General features: G+C 66.3%; 27 protein-coding genes. 12 read left to right on the top strand and 15 right to left on the bottom strand.

Annotated features, from left to right (window positions below):
• From ASD71_RS25070 to ASD71_RS25055, 4 genes are all read left to right on the top strand, one after another.
• Positions 1 to 315, top strand: coding sequence for a chaperone modulator CbpM (locus ASD71_RS25070; RefSeq protein ID WP_056570954.1), 315 nt, complete (start codon positions 1 to 3; stop codon positions 313 to 315).
• Between the two features lie 132 nt (positions 316 to 447).
• Positions 448 to 1,083, top strand: a complete 636-nt coding sequence (locus ASD71_RS25065) for an AzlC family ABC transporter permease (RefSeq protein WP_235512338.1) — start codon at positions 448 to 450, stop codon at positions 1,081 to 1,083.
• A complete protein-coding gene (locus tag ASD71_RS25060) occupies positions 1,080 to 1,427 on the top strand; it encodes an AzlD domain-containing protein (protein ID WP_056570952.1) in 348 nt (115 codons plus the stop codon). Before ASD71_RS25065 ends, ASD71_RS25060 begins: the two co-directional genes overlap by 4 nt.
• A 44-nt stretch (positions 1,428 to 1,471) precedes the next feature.
• A complete protein-coding gene (locus ASD71_RS25055) occupies positions 1,472 to 2,083 on the top strand; it encodes a glutathione S-transferase family protein (RefSeq protein WP_056570950.1) in 612 nt (203 codons plus the stop codon).
• A 9-nt stretch (positions 2,084 to 2,092) separates the two neighbouring features.
• On the opposite strand, the gene ASD71_RS25050 is transcribed toward ASD71_RS25055, so the two are convergent.
• The 4 genes from ASD71_RS25050 to ASD71_RS25040 all read right to left on the bottom strand — a co-directional run bounded on the left by ASD71_RS25050 (position 2,093) and on the right by ASD71_RS25040 (position 5,663).
• Positions 2,093 to 2,749, bottom strand: coding sequence for a DsbA family protein (locus ASD71_RS25050; RefSeq protein WP_056570948.1), 657 nt, complete (start codon positions 2,747 to 2,749; stop codon positions 2,093 to 2,095).
• Positions 2,750 to 2,857: 108 nt separating this feature from the next.
• Positions 2,858 to 4,333 carry an inorganic phosphate transporter gene (locus ASD71_RS25045; RefSeq protein WP_056570946.1) on the bottom strand — a complete coding sequence of 492 codons (1,476 nt, stop codon included), beginning with the start codon at positions 4,331 to 4,333 and terminating at the stop codon, positions 2,858 to 2,860.
• A gap of 83 nt (positions 4,334 to 4,416) precedes the next feature.
• Positions 4,417 to 4,542 carry a hypothetical protein gene (locus ASD71_RS28515; protein ID WP_255357224.1) on the bottom strand — a complete coding sequence of 42 codons (126 nt, stop codon included), beginning with the start codon at positions 4,540 to 4,542 and terminating at the stop codon, positions 4,417 to 4,419.
• On the bottom strand, positions 4,539 to 5,663 hold the full coding sequence (locus ASD71_RS25040; protein ID WP_056570944.1) for a D-alanyl-lipoteichoic acid biosynthesis protein DltD: 1,125 nt from the start codon (positions 5,661 to 5,663) through the stop codon (positions 4,539 to 4,541). The genes ASD71_RS28515 and ASD71_RS25040 overlap by 4 nt, the downstream gene beginning before the upstream one ends.
• 264 nt (positions 5,664 to 5,927) lie before the next feature.
• Between ASD71_RS25040 and mog the strand changes: the two genes are divergently transcribed.
• The 3 genes from mog (at position 5,928) to ASD71_RS25025 (ending at position 7,883) form a co-directional block, all read left to right on the top strand.
• A complete protein-coding gene (gene mog, locus ASD71_RS25035) occupies positions 5,928 to 6,560 on the top strand; it encodes a molybdopterin adenylyltransferase (RefSeq protein WP_056570942.1) in 633 nt (210 codons plus the stop codon).
• Between the two features lie 112 nt (positions 6,561 to 6,672).
• The gene (locus ASD71_RS25030) at positions 6,673 to 7,011 is read left to right on the top strand and encodes a hypothetical protein (protein ID WP_056570940.1); all 339 of its coding nucleotides are present in this window, start codon (positions 6,673 to 6,675) and stop codon (positions 7,009 to 7,011) included.
• Between the two features lie 5 nt (positions 7,012 to 7,016).
• Positions 7,017 to 7,883, top strand: a complete 867-nt coding sequence (locus ASD71_RS25025; RefSeq protein WP_056570938.1) for a peptidoglycan DD-metalloendopeptidase family protein — start codon at positions 7,017 to 7,019, stop codon at positions 7,881 to 7,883.
• A gap of 65 nt (positions 7,884 to 7,948) precedes the next feature.
• On the opposite strand, the gene ASD71_RS25020 is transcribed toward ASD71_RS25025, so the two are convergent.
• From ASD71_RS25020 to ASD71_RS24990, 8 genes are all read right to left on the bottom strand, one after another.
• Positions 7,949 to 8,236, bottom strand: coding sequence for a hypothetical protein (locus tag ASD71_RS25020; RefSeq protein WP_056570936.1), 288 nt, complete (start codon positions 8,234 to 8,236; stop codon positions 7,949 to 7,951).
• Between the two features lie 160 nt (positions 8,237 to 8,396).
• Entirely contained in the window at positions 8,397 to 8,660 is a 264-nt protein-coding gene (infA, locus tag ASD71_RS25015) for a translation initiation factor IF-1 (protein ID WP_056570934.1), read from the bottom strand.
• Between the two features lie 14 nt (positions 8,661 to 8,674).
• Positions 8,675 to 9,040 (bottom strand): hypothetical protein, encoded by a 366-nt coding sequence (locus tag ASD71_RS28100; protein WP_156395300.1) that lies wholly within the window; start codon positions 9,038 to 9,040, stop codon positions 8,675 to 8,677.
• Between the two features lie 157 nt (positions 9,041 to 9,197).
• Positions 9,198 to 9,734, bottom strand: coding sequence for an SRPBCC family protein (locus tag ASD71_RS25010; RefSeq protein ID WP_056570932.1), 537 nt, complete (start codon positions 9,732 to 9,734; stop codon positions 9,198 to 9,200).
• Positions 9,735 to 9,770: 36 nt separating this feature from the next.
• Positions 9,771 to 10,223, bottom strand: a complete 453-nt coding sequence (locus ASD71_RS25005) for a GFA family protein (RefSeq protein WP_056570999.1) — start codon at positions 10,221 to 10,223, stop codon at positions 9,771 to 9,773.
• Positions 10,224 to 10,434: 211 nt separating this feature from the next.
• Entirely contained in the window at positions 10,435 to 10,941 is a 507-nt protein-coding gene (locus ASD71_RS25000) for a GAF domain-containing protein (RefSeq protein WP_056570930.1), read from the bottom strand.
• Positions 10,938 to 11,912 (bottom strand): tripartite tricarboxylate transporter substrate binding protein, encoded by a 975-nt coding sequence (locus tag ASD71_RS24995; RefSeq protein ID WP_056570928.1) that lies wholly within the window; start codon positions 11,910 to 11,912, stop codon positions 10,938 to 10,940. The genes ASD71_RS25000 and ASD71_RS24995 overlap by 4 nt, the downstream gene beginning before the upstream one ends.
• 59 nt (positions 11,913 to 11,971) lie before the next feature.
• The gene (locus tag ASD71_RS24990) at positions 11,972 to 13,807 is read right to left on the bottom strand and encodes a gamma-glutamyltransferase family protein (RefSeq protein ID WP_056570926.1); all 1,836 of its coding nucleotides are present in this window, start codon (positions 13,805 to 13,807) and stop codon (positions 11,972 to 11,974) included.
• Positions 13,808 to 13,918: 111 nt separating this feature from the next.
• Here ASD71_RS24990 and ASD71_RS24985 point away from each other — a divergent pair, with 111 nt between their 5' ends.
• The 3 genes from ASD71_RS24985 (at position 13,919) to ASD71_RS24980 (ending at position 15,594) form a co-directional block, all read left to right on the top strand.
• Positions 13,919 to 14,875, top strand: a complete 957-nt coding sequence (locus ASD71_RS24985) for a LysR family transcriptional regulator (RefSeq protein ID WP_056570924.1) — start codon at positions 13,919 to 13,921, stop codon at positions 14,873 to 14,875.
• Entirely contained in the window at positions 14,872 to 15,033 is a 162-nt protein-coding gene (locus ASD71_RS28095) for a hypothetical protein (RefSeq protein ID WP_200949480.1), read from the top strand. The genes ASD71_RS24985 and ASD71_RS28095 overlap by 4 nt, the downstream gene beginning before the upstream one ends.
• Positions 15,034 to 15,159: 126 nt before the next feature.
• On the top strand, positions 15,160 to 15,594 hold the full coding sequence (locus ASD71_RS24980) for a hypothetical protein (protein ID WP_056570922.1): 435 nt from the start codon (positions 15,160 to 15,162) through the stop codon (positions 15,592 to 15,594).
• Positions 15,595 to 15,621: 27 nt separating this feature from the next.
• Here ASD71_RS24980 and ASD71_RS24975 read toward each other — a convergent pair whose 3' ends face one another.
• Together ASD71_RS24975 and ASD71_RS24970 are read right to left on the bottom strand one after the other, a co-directional pair.
• Entirely contained in the window at positions 15,622 to 16,035 is a 414-nt protein-coding gene (locus ASD71_RS24975; RefSeq protein WP_235512332.1) for a hypothetical protein, read from the bottom strand.
• 110 nt (positions 16,036 to 16,145) lie between these two features.
• On the bottom strand, positions 16,146 to 17,459 hold the full coding sequence (locus tag ASD71_RS24970; protein ID WP_056570920.1) for a dicarboxylate/amino acid:cation symporter: 1,314 nt from the start codon (positions 17,457 to 17,459) through the stop codon (positions 16,146 to 16,148).
• Between the two features lie 274 nt (positions 17,460 to 17,733).
• On the opposite strand from ASD71_RS24970, the gene ASD71_RS24965 reads away from it, so the two are divergent.
• Both ASD71_RS24965 and fba read left to right on the top strand, forming a co-directional pair.
• Entirely contained in the window at positions 17,734 to 18,633 is a 900-nt protein-coding gene (locus tag ASD71_RS24965; protein ID WP_056570918.1) for an SMP-30/gluconolactonase/LRE family protein, read from the top strand.
• Positions 18,634 to 18,780: 147 nt separating this feature from the next.
• Positions 18,781 to 19,845, top strand: a complete 1,065-nt coding sequence (fba, locus tag ASD71_RS24960) for a class II fructose-bisphosphate aldolase (RefSeq protein ID WP_056570916.1) — start codon at positions 18,781 to 18,783, stop codon at positions 19,843 to 19,845.
• Positions 19,846 to 19,951: 106 nt separating this feature from the next.
• Here the strand turns inward: fba and ASD71_RS24955 are convergent, their stop codons facing one another.
• Positions 19,952 to 20,404 carry a GFA family protein gene (locus ASD71_RS24955; protein WP_056570914.1) on the bottom strand — a complete coding sequence of 151 codons (453 nt, stop codon included), beginning with the start codon at positions 20,402 to 20,404 and terminating at the stop codon, positions 19,952 to 19,954.
• Positions 20,405 to 20,443: the final 39 nt, after the last annotated feature.

Raw genomic sequence — 20,443 nt, 5'->3', positions numbered from 1 at the left:
ATGAACAAGATAGTGATCACCAGCGCCACCGTGGTCGGCAAGTCGCAACCGCTCAGCACCGACGACCTGGCGCGCGCCTGCGGCGCGGAAGTGGAATGGGTGGCCCGGCTGGTCGAGGTCGGCATCGTCAACGCCAGCGGAACCGGCCCGGCGGAATGGCGTTTCTACAGCGTGGACTTGCAACGCGCCTTGCACGCGCGACGGCTGGAACACGACTTCGGCGCCGGCCTGGACGCCGTCGCGCTCATTCTGGACCTGAGCCAGGAGGTGCGCCGCCTGAAGTCGCAGCTGCGGGCGTTGGGGGCGATGCCTTGACGCACCGCTGAGTAAAATGGGCGCCCGCCGCAACAAATAAAAGCGATGAGCGCCTTGGAGACTCCCCCCGCCGCCGCGCGCGCCCCGTCCGGCGGCGCGCGCATCGATGGTCTGAAATCTTGCCTGCCGGTCATGATCGGCTACTTTCCGGTGGCCGTGACGTTCGGCATTGCCGGCATCGCGGCCGGCCTGACCCCGCTGCAGGTCATCCTGATTTCCGTGCTGGTCTACGCGGGCGCCAGCCAGTTCCTGCTGCTGGCGTCCATCAAGGCCGGCACGCCGTGGCTGTGGGTGGTGGCGTTGTGCTCGCTACTCAACGCCCGGCATCTGCTCTATGGCCCGCTGCTGTCGCGCTTTCTGCCGGCGGCGCTGCGCGATCGCCTCAAAGTGGCTTTCCTGTTGACCGACGAAGTCTTCGCCACCGCGTTCAACCGGCTGCACGGCGTGGAACCCGCCCGGCGCCAAGGCTGGATGATCGCGCTGGGCCTGGGCGCCTGGCTGACGTGGATCGCCGGCACCGCCGTGGGGGTGTACGCGGGCGACGGCCTGGAACGGCACTATCCGATGCTGTCGCAGGTCATGCGCTTTGCGCTGCCGGCGCTGTTCATGGCGCTGGTGTGCCAGAGCGCCCGGCGCGGCATGGGACTGCCCATCCTGGCCGCCGTCATCGGCGCCGGACTGGTGGCCGCGCTGGGCTACACCAGCCTCGCCATCCTGGCGGGCGCGGTCATCGGCTGCGTCGCCTATCGCGTGAGGAGGGCCGCATGAACGCCAGCGGATTGGAATTCTGGGGCGCCGTCATCGCGATGGCGGTCATCACTTATCTCACACGCGCGCTGCCCTTCATGCTGTCCGAGCGCAGCCGATTGCTGCGGCACCTGTCCCGCGAGGGCTCGGCGCTGTCGGCGCTGGGGCCGTCGCTGCTGGCGGGCATCGCGGCCGCCGTGATCGTGCCGGATCTGCTGGGCGCCGCAGACGAGGCCGCCCGCATCGCGCCGTACGTGGGCGGGCTGGCCGTGACGGGCGTTGCGGCGCGCCTGGTCAGCAATACGGGCGTGGCCGTGCTGCTCGGCATGGGCGGATACGGGATATTGCTAGCCTTGGCGGCGTAGCGGCCCGCAAGGCAAAATGGTCCGATCCCCCAAGGAGACCGACCATGCTTACGCTCTACCACGCACCGCGTTCGCGGTCGTTCCGGATACTGTGGCTGCTCGAGGAACTGGGCGTGCCCTACGATACCGAGATGGTGTCGATCCGCGGCCACGACAGCACGGGGCACATGCCTGCCGATTACATCGACATCCACCCGCACCGCAAGGTGCCGGCGCTGGTGCATGACGGCGTGCCCGTGTTCGAGACTCCCGCCATCGCGGTGTACCTGACCGACCTGTTTCCGCAGGCGGGGCTGGGCCCGGTCGTCGGCGACGCGCAGCGCGGCCCCTATCTGACGTGGCTGGCGTATTCCACGGGCGTGTTCGAGCCCGCGATGGTCGAGCGGGCCTTCAAGACGCCGCATCAGGCCGCGCTGGGATGGGGATCGGCCGACGAGGTCGAAGAGGTGCTGACGCGGGTGCTGCAGGCGCGGCCGTTTTTCCTGGGCGACAGGTTCTCGGCCGTGGACATCGTGCTGGGCGGCTCGCTGCAGTACATGATGCGGATGAAGATCGTGCCCGAGACCCCCGTCTTCAATGCGTACGTCGAGCGTCTTGGCGAGCGCCCGGCGATGCATCGCGCCTTGCAGCGCGACGGGGATATCGAAGAGTCCTGATTCGCGACGTCAGGCGCCGCCCTGGATGCGTGCCGCCAGGTGGTCACGCCATTGCTCGGGACGGCCGAGATACCGGCTGGGTTCCAGTAGCGTAAAAGCGCCGTCGCGCTCCAGCGCCAGCGTCGGAAAGCCCGTGCCCCCGACCTGGGCCAGCAGCCGGCGGCTCGCGGCAATGTGCGCCGCAGTCTCGGCGCCCTGTGCCTGTTCGTAGGCAGCGTCGAAGGCCTCGGCGTCCAGGCCGATCTCCACGGCCAGCGCGCGCAGCACGGCGGGTTCGGCGATGCGACGGCCCTCCACGTAATGCGCCTGCTGCATCCGGTGCAGCAGGTCCAGGCCGCGGCCCGCCAGCGTTTGGGCGGCCAGGATGGCGGTGGTGGGCGGTTCGGAATCGAACACGGCGCCGCTGTCGCGCAGCAGGCCGTCGAAATAATCGGTGCCGAACGGCTGGCCGGTGAGGCCCGCGATGCGCTCGTCGTGCGGCATGACGTAGCGGCGCAGGGCGTCGGTGACCAGTTGGCGGTTGCCGCCGGTCATCATGCCGCCGCCATGCGGCTCGATGTTCAGGCCGGCAATGGCGCGGGCGGCCGCCACCAGCGGCGCGGCGCCGTAGCACCAGCCGCAGAGCGGATCAAAGATGTAATGCAGGGTGGGGGATGCGGTAATCATGGCGCCATCGTAGACGGCGCCGGGCGCGGGCGCATAGGCCGGCGCAATAGCCAGAGTGTTGCAGCGGCCGTGCAGATTGCCTGCACGGCCGGATCAGTCAGCCCGAGATCAGCCCGCGATCTGCACGCCGATCCAGAACAGACCGGCGGCCAGCAGCATCGAGGCGGGCAGCGTCAGCACCCAGGCCAGCAGGATGTTGCGCACCGTGTTGCCCTGCAGCCCCGTCTTGTTGGCGATCATGGTGCCCGCCACGCCCGAGGACAGCACGTGGGTGGTGGACACGGGCAGGCTGAAGACGTTGGCAAGACCAATGGCCCCCACGGCGGTCAGCTGCGCCGACATGCCCTGCGCGTAGGTCATGCCCTGTTTGCCGATTTTTTCGCCGACCGTCAGAACGACGCGGCGCCAGCCGACCATGGTGCCGGCGCCCAGCGCCAGCGCCACGGCAACGATCACCCAGAAGGGCGCGTATTCGGTGGTGGCGGTCAGGTCCGCGCGCAGCCTTTGCAGGTCGGCGGCCTCGCGGGCGGGCAGACCTTCCAGGCGCGCCACCTTCTTGGCGGTGTCGTCCAGGCAAAGCAAGTAGCGGCGCACATCGATGCGCTTTTGCGCGGACAGGTCAGCGTAGTTGGAAACCCCGTGCAGGTCCCTTTGCAGCGCCATGATGGTGGGCACGGTCAGGGCCGGGTCGCAGCGGAAGTTGGCGGGCAGGTCTTCCTGGATGTCGGTGCGGCGCAAAGCCAGGAAGTCGCCCAGCAGCGCTTCGTTGCGCTGGTAGAACACCATCAGGTGGTTGGCGGCGTCGCGGGTGCGTTCGATCTGGTAGGTGGTGCTGTGGGTGTCCAGCACGAAGTTGGCCGGCACGATGCCGATCAGCACCAGCATGATGAGCCCGATGCCCTTCTGTCCGTCGTTCGAGCCGTGCACGAAGCTCACGCCCATGGCCGACAGCACCAGCACCAGGCGGTTCCAGAACGGCGGGTGCTTCTTGTTGTCGATGGCGCGGCGCTGTTCGGGCGTCTTGTGCATCTTGGACAGCGGCAGCCAGCGCTTGAGCGCCAGCAACAGCAACCCGGCCACCGCGAACCCGGCGATGGGCGAGGCCACCAGCGACAGGCCGATGTCGATAGCCTTGCCCCAGTTCACGCCTTGGCCCAGCGGCAGGTCCGTGATGAGCGCATTGGCCAGGCCCACGCCCAGGATCGAGCCGATCAGCGTGTGCGAGCTGGAGGCCGGAATGCCGAAGTACCACGTGCCCAGATTCCACGCGATGGCCGCCGCCAGCATGGCGAAGACCATTGCCAGCCCGCGGCCGGTGTCCACATTGATCAGCAGTTCGACGGGCAGCAGATGGACGATGGCGTACGCGACGCCCACGCCGCCCAGCAACACGCCCAGGAAGTTGAAGATGCCGGACAGGACCACCGCAAGATGCGGCGGCATGGCCTTGGTGTAGATGACCGTTGCCACGGCGTTGGCCGTGTCGTGAAAGCCGTTGATGAATTCGAAGGCCAGGACGAAGGTCAGGGCCAGCACAAGACTGAGGCCAACCCAAAGGTCTAGGCCGTGGAAGAGGTCGAACATGGGGGAGGGGGGCGAGGTTCCGGCGAGAATGCCCCGATTATTGCAGATTTATGACCTGTCCCTGAATGACCCGGCCCTCAATCTTAGAACTTCGAATACTGGAATTCGATCTCCATCGGTTTACCCAGATTGGCCGACGTATCCGCCTGGATCACCATGACGGCCAGAATTCCCAGATACAGCAGGCAGAGCCACAGCGTTCTTTTCATGGGCGGAATACCTCGGCGATCTTCTGGTTGACGCGCAGCCAGCCCAGCTCGCCCAGATGCTGCACGTCGCGCAGCGTGCCGACCTCGAAGGGCGCGTCATACATATCCATGCAGGTCATTGCGTAACGCTGGCACAGGCCGGCAACTTGCTGCTGGATCGGATCGAAGCGGTGCAGGTCATTGAAGACCATCGGGTGCAGCGGCTGCATGACGAACAGCGCATTGACCTTGTGCTGGTGCAGCAGCGCCATGAGGGCGTCGAGTTCGCGCAGTTCGTCGCGGCCGGTCAGTGGCTGGGGCTGATAGGCGGTTTTGCCGCCTTCGGGGATGCTGCGCAGGTACTTGTTGAAGAATTCGTCACGCACGGCATAGCGATTGTCCGTCATGAGTGCCTGCTCGGCGGTCTGCGCCTGGCCGGCCAGCGCATCCCAGTCCACCACGCGCGCCGCCGCCGCGGGGCCTTCGCGTTCCGGTTCGGGGATGGGCGCGGCGTACGCGGGGGCCCACAGGCTGGCCAGGCGCTGGCGGAAGACGTACGCCTGCTCGGCCGCCATCGACCAGTACACGCCGGCGTCGCCCTTGGCTTCCAGCCACCGCAAGACTTCGGACCGGCCATCGGGTTGGCGCAGCAGGCGGGGCAGCAGCGGGTTGGCGTGCTCCTTGAATTCGTCCGGCCCCAACCCGCCTTCGCCGTCGAACCAGCCGGGCGACAGCATCACGACCACGCGCGAGGCCGGCGACAGGTCATCGGCCAGCGCCGCCAGCACGAACTGCATGCCCAGCGACTGGAACCCGGAATGGCCATACGCCAGGACGGGCATCTGCAGCTCGTCGGCCAGGAAACGGTACGGCACGAAGCGCAGGTCGTTGCTGGTGAGTTCCGAGGACCCGAGGATCACCAGACGGTCGCCCGTGCGCAGCGCCTGGCTGAGCCGCGACAGATTGCGCGTCTGCTCGTCCAGCGTATTACCCAGGTTGGGAATGTAGATGCCGGGTGCGGCCGCGGGCACCGGTTCGGTCTTCAGGGCCAGCGTATGCAGGGCCGCCCAGCCGGCCACGGCCGCGGCGGACAGGGCCAGCGCCGCGGCAAGCGCGTGCTGCCGAAGAGTGCGTTTGAACATGGGAAACCCGAAAATGCGCCGCGCCTCAACAATGGGGCGGGATTGTTAGCGGATGTTATCCAGCGTCCATGACGCGAACAAGCGCGGGAAACCCTGGGCGGCGCGCCGATTCCCCTTTTTGCGACACTTGGCCCGGCCGCGCCCCGCCACGTGCCGCCAGGCGGAATGCGATAGCATCAATGTCGCGCGCCCGGCCGGGATCCCTGGCCGGCCGCGCCGCCTGCCGCCAACGCGGCGCTTCACCGCCGGATTTCCTCCTACGCCATGACCGACATTGCCCGAATCCCCCGCCGCCATCCCGACGAACTTATCGTGGGCCTGGTGTCCGTTTCCGACCGCGCCTCTACGGGCGCCTACCAGGATCAGGGACTGCCCGCGCTGCGCGAGTGGCTGGGCGGGGCGCTGTCGTCGCCCTGGCAGGCGGTTGATCGGCTGATTCCCGACGAGCCCGCCCGCATCTCGGAGACCCTGATCGAACTGGTCGACGGCTGCGGCTGCGACCTCGTCCTGACGACCGGCGGCACCGGCCCGGCGCGGCGCGACGTCACGCCCGAGGCGACGCTGGCGGTCGGCACCAAGGAAATGCCGGGTTTTGGCGAACAGATGCGCCAGATCAGCCTGCGTTTCGTGCCCACGGCCATCCTGTCGCGGCAGGTGGCCGTCATCCGCGAAACCGACGGCCATGCCGCCCTGATCGTGAACCTGCCCGGCCAGCCCAAGTCCATCCGCGAGACGCTGGAAGGGCTCAAGGGCGAGGACGGCGCCGTGCTGGTGCCGGGCATCTTCGCCGCCATTCCGTACTGCATCGACCTCATCGGCGGTCCCTACGCCGACACGCGTCCCGAGGTCATTTCGGCCTTCCGCCCCAAGTCCGCCCGGCGGCCCGCGCAGGCGTAAAGCGCTGCGATTGCCCGCCTTGGCGCGACATTTCTGCGCCGAGGCCCGCCAAGGCCGTGCGGTATAGTTGGCCGCCCCGATCAACCCCTACTGACCGAGAGTTTTCATCGTCATGAAGGTTCGTACCATCCTGTCCCTTACCGCCGTGGCTGCCCTGTCGGCTTGTGCCAATGTCAAAGACGTCCGCGACCGCGAGCCCGTGTTCTACGGATCCACGCAGCGCACCGCCCAGGACTACACGCAATGCGTGGCGGCCGCCTGGAAGGGACTGGGCGTGAACTTCGAACAGAAGCCGGTGCGCAACGGGTACGAGCTTGTCCTGCACGGCAGCCTCGGTGTCGAGGCCGTCCTGACGACCACGCACTGGCAGGACAAGACCGAGACGCGCCTGTCCACGCGCATCGCCCGCCGCGATCAGACCATCATCGAACCGGCCAACCTGTGCCTGTAAGCGCCATGGTTGACCGCCGCAGTGTCCTGCGCGCGGGGCTGGCCGCGGCCGCCCTGTGTTTGGCCTTGCCCGCGCGGGCCCAGCAGGCCAGTTACATCAGCCGCAAGCTCGACGCTCGCGTGCCGGGCGGCGTGGCGGTACTTAGCCTGGGCGACGGCGCGGCCGCGCCCCAGGTCACGTACCTGGACCGGCCCGTGCTGGTGGTGCGGGAGGCGGGCAAGCAGTGGATCGCCGTGGTCGGCATTCCGCTCAGCGTCAAGCCGGGCCAGGAGCAGGTCCAGGTCAAGGACGCTGGCGGCAACCGCCAGGTGGCCTTCACCGTGCGCGCCAAGGACTATGTGGCGCAGCACATCACGCTCAAGAACCAGCGCCAGGTGGATCCGAACCCGGACGACCTCAAGCGGATCGAGCGCGAGCTGGCCGAGCAGGTCGAGGCCTATCGCGGCTTTCGCGCCGGCGTCACGCCCAGCAACCTGATCCTGGATCGTCCCGTCAACGGCGGACGCCTGTCCAGCCCCTTCGGCCTGCGCCGCTTCTTCAACGGCCAGGAACGCAATCCGCATTCGGGGCTGGATTTCGCCGTGCCGGCCGGAACGCCCATCAAGGCGCCAGCGGCCGGGGTAGTGGTGCTGGTGGGGGATTATTTCTTCAACGGCAAGACGGTGTTTCTGGACCATGGCCAGGGTTTCGTCAGCATGTTCTGCCACATGTCGGCCATCTCCGTGAAAGTCGGCGACGAGGTGCCGCGCGGCGGCGTCGTGGGCAAGGTGGGGGCGACGGGGCGGGCGACGGGCCCGCATCTGCACTGGAATGTCAGCCTGAACGATGCGCGCATCGATCCGGCGATCTTCATCGGGGCGTTCAAGCCCTGACGCATTCAAGCCGGATGCGTTCAAGCCCAGATGCGTCTAAGTCCAGATAAGGCTGCGAACCGCGCTCAGGCCTGCTCGGCCTCGAGCGCGATGCGCTTGAGCACGTACTGGTGCATGCGCTCGGCGTATTCCATCTGCTGCTGCACGTTGCGCTGACCGGCTTCCTGGTCATCCAGGCAGTTGTCGTACTTGGTCTTGGCTTCGGAGTAGGTCAGGCCGGTATTGCGCAGGCTGTTGATGAACGCCTCGCGCGACTGACGCAGCAGGCGCAGGCCTTCCTCGCCCTTTGCGAAACGTCTTCGCGAGAGGGCAAGCTGGTCTGCGGCGGCTTGCAATTCTTCTTTCAGGTCCATCGTGCTTCGTGCGTATCCGGCCTGGCGTTGCGCCAGGCGAGGAGCGCCATTCTTTCATGAACAGGCGATCCACGCATTACGGCAGCGCGCGAATCCGGCTTAAGGATTCGCGAAAAGAGGGAGCCGGGCGCCGGCAAGAAAGCCGGCCCGGGCGGCCGGCTTAGCGGCGGTGGTGCTGGGGACGCTGCATCGTGGGGGCGCGCTCGTCCTTATGGCGGAAGTTGATGCGGCCCTTGGTCAGGTCGTACGGGGACATTTCCAGGGTGACGCGATCGCCCGCGAGGATGCGGATGCGGTGCTTGCGGATACGGCCCGACGCGTAGGCGCCGACTTCGATGCCGTTGTCCAGTTTGACGCGGTAGCGGCTATCGGGCAGCACTTCGTCAACGATGCCATCCAATTCGATGAGTTCTTCTTTAGCCATCTTCTACTCCTTGATCAAAAAGCGCAGTCATGCCTGCGGCATGACACGCCGCGCGAGGCGGCAAGCGCGTCGGACTCGGATAAACCGGTCCAGCGGTTTGAACGCAAAAAAACGTTCGGGCAAGCGTGGGTACGGGCCACGGCATCCGGATGGATGTCTGAAATGGCGGATACTCGCGCCCTGAGGTAAGTGCGCGCGATGCGCGCTGTGGTCGCGGCGGCGGTGCTGCGGGCACCTTGCCGGATGAAGCGGGGTTGCTGCGTGTGCGGCAACGCCTGGCGCCGCGGGGACTGCAGCGGCGTGCTGGGCAGTGACGGGGAGCACCCAAAAGCGGTGGCCCCAATAAAAAACCGGATCTCGTTGGCGTCGCTGACGTTCATTCAGTAGCGCCCTTTCGAGGGCGCTACAAGTTGGCACGCAGGATGACCGAAGTCCGGTTTTTGCGGAAAAATCACGGATCCATGTTACTGCAAAGCATGCCGATTAGCCAGCTTTTATGCCGGCTTGGCCCGCGATAGTTGCGCTTGAACGACTCTATCAACGCGGGATGCGGCGCTGGTATTCCGCTTCCCAGGCGGCATTGGCCGACCAGAAGGGACCTGGGTCGCGTCCGGCCAGGCGTGCCGCCAGGACATTCAGGTGCGTGTGCCAGCCGCCCGCCACGTCGACCATGTCTTCCCGGGTGGCCAGCTTGCGGTGCGTAAGCACCAGTTGGGCGCCGTCGTCCTGGGGGGACACGTCGAACGTCACTTCAGACGGGGCGCCGGCCGAGCCGCCCCAGGTGTAACTGAGCACGTGCGGCGGTTCGCACCGGGTGATGAGGCCCTGCGTGGTCAGGCCTTCCTCGTAGGGCTTGTAGGCCTCGGGCGTCGGTTCGCGCACGGAGGACAGGTCGGCATGCAGGAACCGCAGGGTGACGCCGCCGCCCTCCATCAGGTCCATGTCGCCAAATGCCAGCCATTGGCCACGCTTGTCGGATTCCGTCAGCCAGGCCCACACCTCCTGCACGCTGGCAGGCAGCCTGCGCGTGAATTGCAGGGTGGAGGGGTCCAGTACGACGCCGTAGTCGCTCATATCAGTCTCCTGTGAAGTCCGGAGCCGGACGTGGGTTCATCTTCCGTGCGAAAAGGTCAGGGGCGACACCTGCGGCTCGTGCTCCGGGGCTTCGTCCATGGCGCCGGGGTGCTGGGGCAGCGCGTCCGTGATGTCGTACCAGGGCGCCTTGCTGGCGACGTGGTAATGCGCCTCGGGCTTGACGCCCGGATCGTCATCCAGCGCGCCGAGCGGCAGGCCGTAAACGTCCGGCGTCTGGTCAAAGCGGCTGAGCAGCGGCGTGCCGCAAGCCTCGCAGAATCCCCGGTAGTTGCCGGGCGACGAGGCATACCAGGTCACATGGTCTTCGCCTTGTGTCCAGACGAAATCCTTCGCCTGGACCGTCGCTCGGCTGCGGAAGGCCGCGCCGTGCGTTTTGCGGCACATCTCGCAATGGCAGTTGAGGGCATCGGTGAGCGGACCGTTGATCTCGTACGCGACGCGGCCGCACAGGCAGGAACCTTTGATCATGATGAGCGCCAGGCAATTGGGGAATAAGCCCAATATACCCGCGGCGCTGGCCGGCGACTTTGGCATTTGTGAGCGATGTCTTTCAGATCGTTGCCGGGGGACATTCCTGCGGCGGGCGTAACCTGCGGCGGGCGTATCCCGCGGCGGGCGTATCCCGCGGCGGGCGTCGCCGGCAGATACCGTGATGCTCACGGCATCTGCGCCTTCCCCTTCAGGACGCCCGTTGCAGCGCCTGGAACGCGGGCAGCGCCAGCAGACCTGCCAAGCGCGCTGCGTGAACGTCGTCGTCGGACACCGCCGGGCGCGGCATCAGGAAGTTGACGGTGCCCAGGCACGCGCCGTCGTACGCCACCGGCACGTTGATGACCGATTGCAGCCCCAGGCTGCGGATGGCGTCGTGGTCGTTGAAGAATTCGCGGATGGCGGCCTCTCCCTCGCCCACGAATACCCGCTGCTCCAACAGGACGTGCCGGCCCCATGCCGTGCCGGCCTTGTCCTTGCTGCCGCCCGGCGGGTAGGCCTGTGGATTCGAGCTGTACAGGCGCACCACGCGCATGGCGTCGGCATCGTAGCGATTAACCGTGCACAGCGCATGCGCCAGGTGCAGGCGCGCGTAATCGTCGATCGCCTGGAAGGCGGCGGACGGCTGGCCGTCCGCGTAGGCGCGGGCAATCGCCTGCACGCCGGCCAGCGCCGCGCTGGGGGATGCGTCCGTCATTCCGCCGTGATTCCCAGTTCTTTGATCAGCTTGCCGTACTTGTCGGCATCGCGCGCCAGGATCTGGCCGAACTGCTCCGGCGTGGTTTCGGTCAGCAGCACGCCCATGTCGCCCATTTTCTTGATGACGTCGGGCCGCTTCAGAATCACGTTGATCTCGCGGTTCAGCTTGGCAGCCAGTTCGGGCGGCATGCCGGCCGGGCCAAATGCGCCGTACCAGACCGCCAGCTCATAACCGGGCAGCGTTTCGGCCACGGTGGGCACATCGGGCAGCAGCGGCGAGCGTTGTTCCTCGGTGACGGCCAGCAGCTTGAGCTTGCCCGACTGCACGTGCGGCAGCGTCTGCGTGCCCGCGCTGAACAACACCTGCGTGCGGCCCGCCACCGTATCCAGCACGGCGGGCGCGCCGCCGCGATAGGGGATGTGCATCATCTTCACGCCGGCGGCTTTTTCGAAGAGGACTGCGCTCAGGTGGTTGGTCGAGCCCTGGCCCGCCGAGGCGTAGGCCACGGTATCGGGATTGGCCTTCACGTAGGCGATGAATTCCTTCAGGTTCGATGCCGGCACCGACGGATGCACGACCATCGTGTTGGTCACGAGGGCCAGCTCGGCGATGGGTGTGAAGTCCTTCACGCCGTCGAACGGCATGTTCGAATAGAGCGCCTGGTTCATCGTGTGCGTGCTCATCGAGCCCACCAGCAGCGTGTAGCCGTCCGGCTTGGCGCGCGCGACGAATGCGGTGCCGATATTGCCCGAAGCGCCCGACCGGTTCTCGACGATGACCGGCTGGCCCAGCGATTGCGTCAGCCCTTCGGACAGCACGCGGGCCAGGATGTCCGTGGAGCCGCCAGCGGCCCACGGCACGACCAGCGTGATGGGCTTCTCGGGCCAGGCGGCGTGCGAGAGGGCGGGCGCGGCCATCGCCAATCCCAGCGCGAACGTGCGCAGCAGTCGTTTGAAGTGCAGTGTCATGGTGTTTACCCCTTGAGTAGTGTGTCCGGCTTCTGAGAGCCGGTCGTATGAAAATCGATTTAGCGGCCGACGGCGTATCCCTGCATCCCGCGGGGATTGGCCGCGGCGCGCAGCAGCAAGCGTCCGCCCTCGGCCGGCGTGCGCGTGCAGGCGCTGATGCGGCCTTCGGACCAGTCCGGCCCAACCTTGACGTCGTGGCCCGCGGCGCGCAGCGCATCCAGCGTGGCGGCGGGCATGCGCGATTCGACCGTCAGGCGGTTCAGCGTCTGCGAACGCGGCCAGAACGATCCCGGAAAGTGATCGATGTGCCAGGACGGCGCCTCAATGGCCGCCTGCAAATTCATGCCCATGGCGTGACGTAAAAAGAACGCGACGGTCCACTGGTCCTGCTGGTCACCGCCGGGCGTGCCGAACGCCATGTACGGCAGCCCGTCGCGCAGCGCCAGACCGGGCGACAGGGTGGTGCAGGGACGCTTGCCCGGCTGCAACTGGCCCGGCACGCCGTCGTCCAGCCACGTCATCTGCAGACGGGTCGTCAGCGAAAAGCCCAGCTCGGGCACCACGGGGCTGGACGACAGCCAGCCGCCCGACGGCGTGGCGGCCACCATGTTGCCGTCGCGGTCGATGACGTCGATCTGGCAGGTGTCGCCCACGAAGAGTTCGCGCGTCGCCCACTCCGAGACGGGCGGCAACGCGGCAAAGGTCGGTTCTCCCACGCCGTAGCGCGTGTCCGACGCGGCCAGCGTGCGGATCGCGGCCTCCAGGTCGGGCAGGCGCGGCGCCAGTCCGCCGGGGCTGCCGGGCTGCAGTGTGGTTGAAGCGCGCTCGCCGATGCCGGCGGCGCGCGCTCGCGCATAGTCGTCGCTGAGCAGGGCTGCGAGCGGCACCTGCGTGTGATTCGGATCGCCATACCAGGCGGTGCGGTCGGCGAACGCCAGCTTGGCGGCCTCGGCGACGCGGTGCACGAACTGCGGCGACAGCGGGTCCAGTTTGTCGACGTCCAGGTGGCGCAGCAGCGCGAGCTGTTGCAGATGCACGGGCCCTTGCGACCACACGCCGCATTTGGCCACCGTGTAACGGCCGTATTGCGTGGTCAGCGGTTCGTCGTACGTGGCGCGCCAGTCGGCCAGGTCCGATTTGCGCAGCAGCCCGGGGTTGCGCTGGCCGGTGGTGTCCAGCACGGCCTCGTTCGTATAGAAGCTGTCAATCGCGTCGGCCACGAAACCGCGATACCAGACGTCTAGCGCCGCGTCGATGCGGCCGCGCCGGTCGGTGCTGGCGGCGTGCGCTTCGTCCAGGATGCGGGAGTAGGTGGCCGCGATGGCGGGTGTGCGGAACAGCGCGTCGGGGGCGGGCACGCGGCCGCCCGGCAGCCAGACGTTGCCCGAACTCTTCCATTCGTCGCGGAACAGCGCCTGCACCGCCAGAATCGCTTGCGAGATCCGCGGCACCAACGGGAACCCGTCGCGCGCATAGTCGATGGCCGGTTGCAGCACGTCGGCCAGTTCCCACGTGCCGTAGTCGCGCAACAGGGTCAGCCAGGCGCCGAACGCGCCGGGCACCGTCGCGGGCAGCAGGCCGATCCCCGGCACCAGGTCCAGCCCCATTGCGCGGAAGTATGCCGGCGTCGCCAGCGCGGGCGCCGGGCCCTGTCCGCACAGCGCGCGCATGCGTTGATCGCGCTCGCTCCAGAACAGGATGGGGACTTCGCCACCCGGCCCGTTCAGATGGGGCTCGACGATCTGCAGGACGAAACCGCCGGCCACGGCGGCGTCGTAGGCATTGCCGCCGCGTTCCAGCACGCTCATGGCCACTTGCGACGCCAGCCAGTGCGTGGACGACACCACGCCGAATGTGCCGCGTATTTCAGGTCGGGTGGTGAAGGACGGATTCATCGGGCGGGTCCGCAAGGCAGGAAAGGATGCGAGCAGTATAGGATCCTGAAATAACTGGTCTTATCTTTGTGGGCATAATTGCATAACCAAATGGTTATTGAGAAAACCGCCATGAGCCGGGATGCCGTTCGTCTTGCCAATCGTCTCAAGCACCGTCATCTGACGCTGCTGGTCAATATCGACCGCCATAAATCGCTGACGCGGGTCGCCGCGCAGACCGGCATCAGCCAGCCCGCAGTGACCAAGGCGCTGGCCGAAATGGAGGACATTTTTGGCGCGCCGCTGTTCCTGCGTACGGGCAGCGGCCTGCAGCCCACCGCGCTGGGCAATTTGGCCCTGGTACGCGCGCGGCACATGCTCAGCGACCTGGATCTATGGGAGCGCGAGGTCGAGGCGCTGCATGCGGGACGGTCGGCGCATCTGCATGTGGGCGTGGTGCCGTACGTGTCCAGCGCCTTGCTGACCGCCGCCATCAGCCGCCTGCATCAGCGGCATGGCGTGACGCTGAGCCTGCACCGCGCCACGACGGACCACCTGGTGCCGATGCTGCGCCAGCACGAACTGGACTGCATCATCAGCCGCGCCACGTCCACGGTGATGCACGAAGACCTGATGCATCGTGTGCTGTACCGCCAGCGGCCTCGGCTCATCGCGCACGGCCGACTGGCCCAGCGGCTGGCGCGCCGCAAGCCGGACTGGGCTGCCGTGGCAGCCCTGGACTGGGTGCTGCCGGCGTCCAACACGCCGACGCGGCAGTTGATCGTCGAGCATTTCATCCGCGCCGGGCTGCAGCCGCCATCGCCGGTGCTGGAAGCCTATTCCACGGACGTGATCGAGGGAATTCTGTCGCTGAACGAATCGTCGATCTCCGTCGTGCCCGAGGACATCGCGCGCGAACTGTGCCAGCGCGGCAGGCTGGGCATGGTGCCGTGGGATTTCGGCTGGGAGCTGCCGCCGATCAACCTGATCCGGCGCAAGCGGGAACAGGCGTTGACGGCGGAATCGCAGTTTTCGGATATTCTGCTGGACCTGTGCGCCAATGCAGCCGCGCCTTCGCAAAACCCATGACTCCCATCGTGACCGCCGTAGCGCTCAGCGCCTCGCATACCTTCACCAAACCCGTGACGGCGTCCATCCGGTTACTGGCCGGATTGGGCGTGGAGGGCGACGCCGCACCTGGGCGTCACCGTCAAGCACCGGTCTGGCAAGACCTGCGCATGTCCTAGGCGCAAAAACGTCGCTTCCCGCCACAGACGCAGGAGCCCGCATCTGGTTAAATGGCCGAAAGGCCTCACAGCCTAGGGCAAGCCGCTGCCTTTTCCGGCCTGCCATTTCAATTTACGGAGCCCCCGATGGCACGATTCAATTTCACCCAGGACCTCGAAGAACCCGATCTGTGGGCGGCGGAAAACGTCCCCGCCGGAGAGGGCCGGCCTCCCATCCACGTCATGATCCAGACCGACGGCGAAGAGCCTCTTGCCGGCGCCTCCAAGGTGGTCAAGGGCATCCTCGACACCCTGGACGACCAGATTCTCGCTGCGGCCGAGTTCCTGCTCGACAACTATTCGTACGAGCACTACAAAAAGCTGGGCATCGAAGACGACCAGCTCCTGGCCGAAGAAACTGCCGAAGCCATGGCTGAAAAGGCCGTGCTGCGCGCCCTGTGGCTATTCGACGAAGACGGCGATGGCTATGAACTGTGGTTCACGCTGCCCTGGGATCCGGTGCACACCTACGACGTGGAATTCGAAGACGGCGCGCCCGTTTCCTGCTCGGTGAACGACTAAGCCCGCCTGCGGCGGCACCCGCGCGGGCTAGCGCGCCAGCTCGTAGTGGGTCGCCAGCGTCTGCCCCAGCGATTCGTCGTATCTGTAGCGCACCTTCAGTGGCTTGCCGCGCAGGATATTGCGCGCGGCCACGTTCTCCAGCACCACGTCGACGTCCTTGTCCACGAATTCGGCGCAGTCGGTGTCTGCCCGCTCGCCGTCCGGAATGCCGGCGGCTTTTACCTTCAGTTTGAACAGCACCTGGGTCAGTTCCGTGCCGTCGGTACGGAACTGCCGGAAGGTGGTGGGAAAGGTGGTAACCGTGCCGGAAAGGTCGCATGAAAGGCGGGTCCAGCCATGCGCGGCGGGCAGGGCGGCAAACAGGCCGGCAGCAAGCGCGGCGGCTGCGGCCGCCCGGGGAGACAGAAGATTCATGGTGTGCGGGCCAAACGAGGCGCCCATGCGCGCCGCGCCGGTACGTGGTCGAAATGGGCCTTTATGTTGCGCCCGGCCGCCCGTGACGGTCAAGCGGACGCCACCCATGAAAAACGGGCCATTGCGGCCCGTTTTCCTTATGCGCTCTGGCTGGCGGTCCGGCTGGGCTGCGCCTCGTCCGGGGCCTGGGCGGACGCGGTGTCTTCGTTGCCTTCCTCGCTGCCTTCTTCCTGGCCTTCCAGCTTGGCAATGACGGCGGTGGCCAGGCTGTTGCCCACCACGTTCGTCGCGGTGCGGCCCATGTCGAAGAACTGGTCGATGCCCATGATGAGCAGCAGGCCGGCTTCCGGCAGATGGAACATCGGTAGCGTCGCGGCCACCACGACCAGCGACGCGCGTGCCACGCCGGCCATGCCCTTGCTGGTCACCATCAGCACCAGCAACAGGGTCAACTGCTGCGTGAAGCTCATCTCGATGTTGTAGGCCTGCGCGATGAACAGCACCGCGAACGACTGGTACATCATCGAGCCGTCCAGGTTGAACGAATAGCCCAGCGGCAGCACGAATCCCGAGATGCGCTTGGACACGCCAAACCGCTCCAGCGCCTCGATCGTCTTGGGATAGGCCGATTCGCTGCTCGCGGTCGAAAACGCCAGCAGGGTCGGTTCCTTGATGAGGCCGCCCAGACGGAACGTGGACTTGCCCAGGAACAGGTAGCCGACGCTAAACAGGATGGCCCACAGCAGCGCCAGACCCAGGTAGAACTCGCCGATCAGCTTGCCGTAGCTGACCAGCACGCCCAGGCCTTCGGTCGTGATGGCGGCGGCCATGGCGGCAAACACGCCCAGCGGCGCAAAGCGCATCACATAGTCGGTCACGCGGAACATGATCTTGGCCAGCTCGTCGATCATGTTGTAGATCGTGTTGTGGCCCTTGCCGCGGATGAACGACAGCGCCGCTCCGAAGAACAGCGAGAACACCAGGATCTGCAGGATCTCGTTGTTGGCCATCGCTTCGGCGATGCTCTTGGGGAACACATGCGCGATGAACGCCTTCAGCGTGAAATCGCCCGTCTTCAGGCCCGAGGTCAGGCCCGCGTCCGGGATCGCCAGGTTCATGTGCGCGCCGGGCTGGAAGATGTTGACCAGCGCCAGGCCCAGCAGCAGCGAGATCGCCGAGGCGGCGATGAACCAGATCATGGCCCGCATGCCGATGCGGCCCACCGCGCTGGCGTCGCTCATGCTGGCCAGGCCGGTCACCAGGGTGGCGAACACCAGCGGCGCGATGATCATCTTGATCATGCGCAGGAAGATGTCGGTGACCAGGCTGAAGTACGAGGCGATCTGCGCCGCCTCTTGCGGGGTCTGCGCGAACTTGTTGCAGACATAGCCCACCACGATGCCCAGCACCATGGCGATGCCGATATAACGCGTCAGCTTCTTAGTGTTCATTTGAATACGGGATAACGGGGAGCCGCCGCTTGGCCGAGGGAGGGGCCAGGTCCGCCGGCATGAGGCGGGGCAGGCGGTCCGGTGACGGACATGCCAGGGTCCAGGTGCTGCTCGGGTTAACCCTTGGGGCGCGATGTTAACGCCGTGAACCTGACAGTGAGTTGTCAGTTTGGGGACGGATCAGCCGTGCCAGAATGCCCCTTCCGGCTTCATCAAGAAGGCCGGGCGCCACCTGGGAACCAGCCCCGCGCGGGGCGACAAAGGAGACAAAGCAATGCCGAATCGCGAATTGTCCGTACTGGCTTCCGGTTACACCTATCTGGAAGGGCTGCGCTGGCACGAAAACCGCCTGTGGGCTTCGGACTTCTATACCGGGCAGGTCATCACCGTGTCGCTGCAGGGGGCGGTGGACCGCGTCTGTCTGGTCCCGCAGCAACCGTCCGGGCTGGGCTGGCTGCCCGACGGGCGCCTGCTGATCTCATCCATGAAAGACCGCAAGCTGCTGCGCCGCGAGACGGACGGCACCCTGTCCGTGCACGCCGACCTGTCCGCGCTGACCGGCGGCCATATCAACGACATGGTGGTGGACGCGCAGGGCCGCGCCTACGTGGGCAATTTCGGATTCGACATCATGGCGGGCGAACCGGTCCGCACGACCACGCTGGTGCGCGTGGATCCTGACGGCGTGGCGCAGGTGGTGGCGGATGGCCTGTGCTTTCCCAACGGCTCGTTCATCACGCCCGACGGCAAGACCTTGATCGTCAACGAGACCTTCGCCAACCGGATTTCCGAATTCGACATCGAGCCCAACGGCGTGCTCGGTCCGCGCCGCGACTGGGCCAACTTCGGCGAGCTGCCTGAAACCGACGACCTGACCGCCCTGATTGCGGCGTCCAAGATTGCCCCGGACGGCGGCGCGCTGGATGAGGAGGGCGCGCTCTGGGTGGGCGACGCCATCGGCAAGCGCATCGTGCGCGTCGAAAGGGGCGGGCGGATTCTTGAGCAGATCGACACCGGCGAGTTCGGCATCTTTGCGGCCGCACTCGGCGGCCCGGACGGCAAAACGCTTTTCATGGCCGCCGCGCCGGATTTCGTTGAAGCCAACCGGCGCGCAAAGCCGCAGGCCCGCATCCTGGCCACTCGGGTGGATGTGCCGCACGCGGGCAGGCCGTAGTCCACACCCGTCCTAAGCCTTACGGTTTCACCTGAATGGATAGGATACCGGCCGTTGCAAGACCTTTCTTCGATTCCCCCGTAAAATCACGCCATTCAGCAAGGCTTCAACCATCTCTCAATAGACAGTACTCAAGGAGGACCACTCATGGCCCTAGTCTCCATGCGCCAGTTGCTCGACCACGCCGCCGAGCACGGCTACGGCATTCCGGCTTTCAACGTCAACAACCTGGAACAGGTCCAGGCCATCATGGAAGCCGCGGCGGAGACCGACAGCCCGGTGATCATGCAGGCCTCGGCCGGCGCGCGCAAATACGCGGGCGAAGGCTTCCTGAAGTACCTGATCCAAGCCGCCGTTGAATCCTACCCGCACATCCCTGTGGTCATGCACCAGGATCACGGCCAATCGCCCAAGATCTGCCAAGGCGCCATTGACCTGGGCTTCTCCAGCGTCATGATGGACGGCTCGCTGAAAGAAGACGGCAAGACCATCGCTGACTACGACTACAACGTTGAAGTCACCAAGAAGGTCGTGGACATCGCGCACAAGCTGGGCGTGACCGTCGAAGGCGAACTCGGCTGCCTGGGTTCCCTGGAAACCATGGAAGGCGACAAGGAAGACGGCCACGGCGCCGACGGCAAGCTGACCATGGATCAGCTCCTGACCGATCCGGAACAAGCCGCCGACTTCGTGCGCCGCACGCAACTGGACGCCCTGGCGATTGCCATCGGCACCAGCCACGGCGCCTACAAGTTCACGCGCAAGCCCACCGGCGACATCCTGTCGATCTCCCGCATCAAGGAAATCCACGCCCGCCTGCCCAACACCCACCTGGTGATGCACGGCAGCTCCAGCGTGCCGCAGGAACTGCTGGCCGAAATCCGTGAATTCGGCGGCAACATGAAGGAAACCTACGGCGTGCCCGTCGAGGAAATCCAGGAAGCCATCAAGTACGGCGTGCGCAAGATCAATATCGACACCGATATCCGTCTGGCCATGACCGGCGCGATCCGCCGCTTCTTCGCCGAGAACCCCGAGAAGTTCGACCCGCGCGAATACCTCAAGCCCGCCCGCGCCGCCGCCAAGGCGATCTGTGTCGCTCGCTACACGGAATTCGGCACCGCCGGCAACGCCAGCAAGATCAAGGCGCTGCCGCTGACCGAGATCGCCGCGCAATACGCCTCGGGCAAGCTGTCGCAAGTGGTGCAATAAGGTTTTCGCCATCGCCGCCCTCACACGAAGGCGGTCCAGGCAGGTAAAAGAGCTGGTCCTCGCGGGCCAGCTCTTTTTGTTTTTGCGGCCATGACGGACGCGTGCGTTACGCCGGGGAATTCTTCCCGAAGCTTGGCACCGTCCGGTCCACGTGGTGCCACGAAGGCGCCGAGTCCGTCCACAGGCTCACCGTGGAATGAAACGCTTCAGGGTCATCGAGCGACCCCGCGCGCACGACTTCATAGCCCATGCCTTCCGAACCGCCGAACAGCGGCGTGCCACAGGACGCACAAAAGCTGCGCATGACGGTGTGGCCGGAGTCGCCCTGGTAGCGGTGTTCCTTGGGCTGGCCGCGCAGCAGCGTGACAGTGCCTGCCGGGAAGATCAGGGCGTGGGCTGGCGCGCCGCCGCTGGAATACTGGCAGTCGCGGCAATGACAGGTGGCGGCGGTGATGGGCTCGTCGGTGAGGGCGTAGCGGATGGCGCCGCACTGGCAGCCGCCTGTCATGTGGACCTGCGCGTCGGCGTGGGGCATGCGTTTGGGGGAAGCATCCTGCATACGGCTTTGTCTCCGGGCGGTGTTGCGCCGTGACGCTGG

The sequence above is a fragment of the Achromobacter sp. Root565 genome, from assembly GCF_001427425.1.
GTDB lineage: Bacteria > Pseudomonadota > Gammaproteobacteria > Burkholderiales > Burkholderiaceae_B > Achromobacter > Achromobacter spanius_D.
Note: the sequence above shows the minus strand (reverse complement) of the source record. Positions and strands in the feature narration are given on the sequence as shown.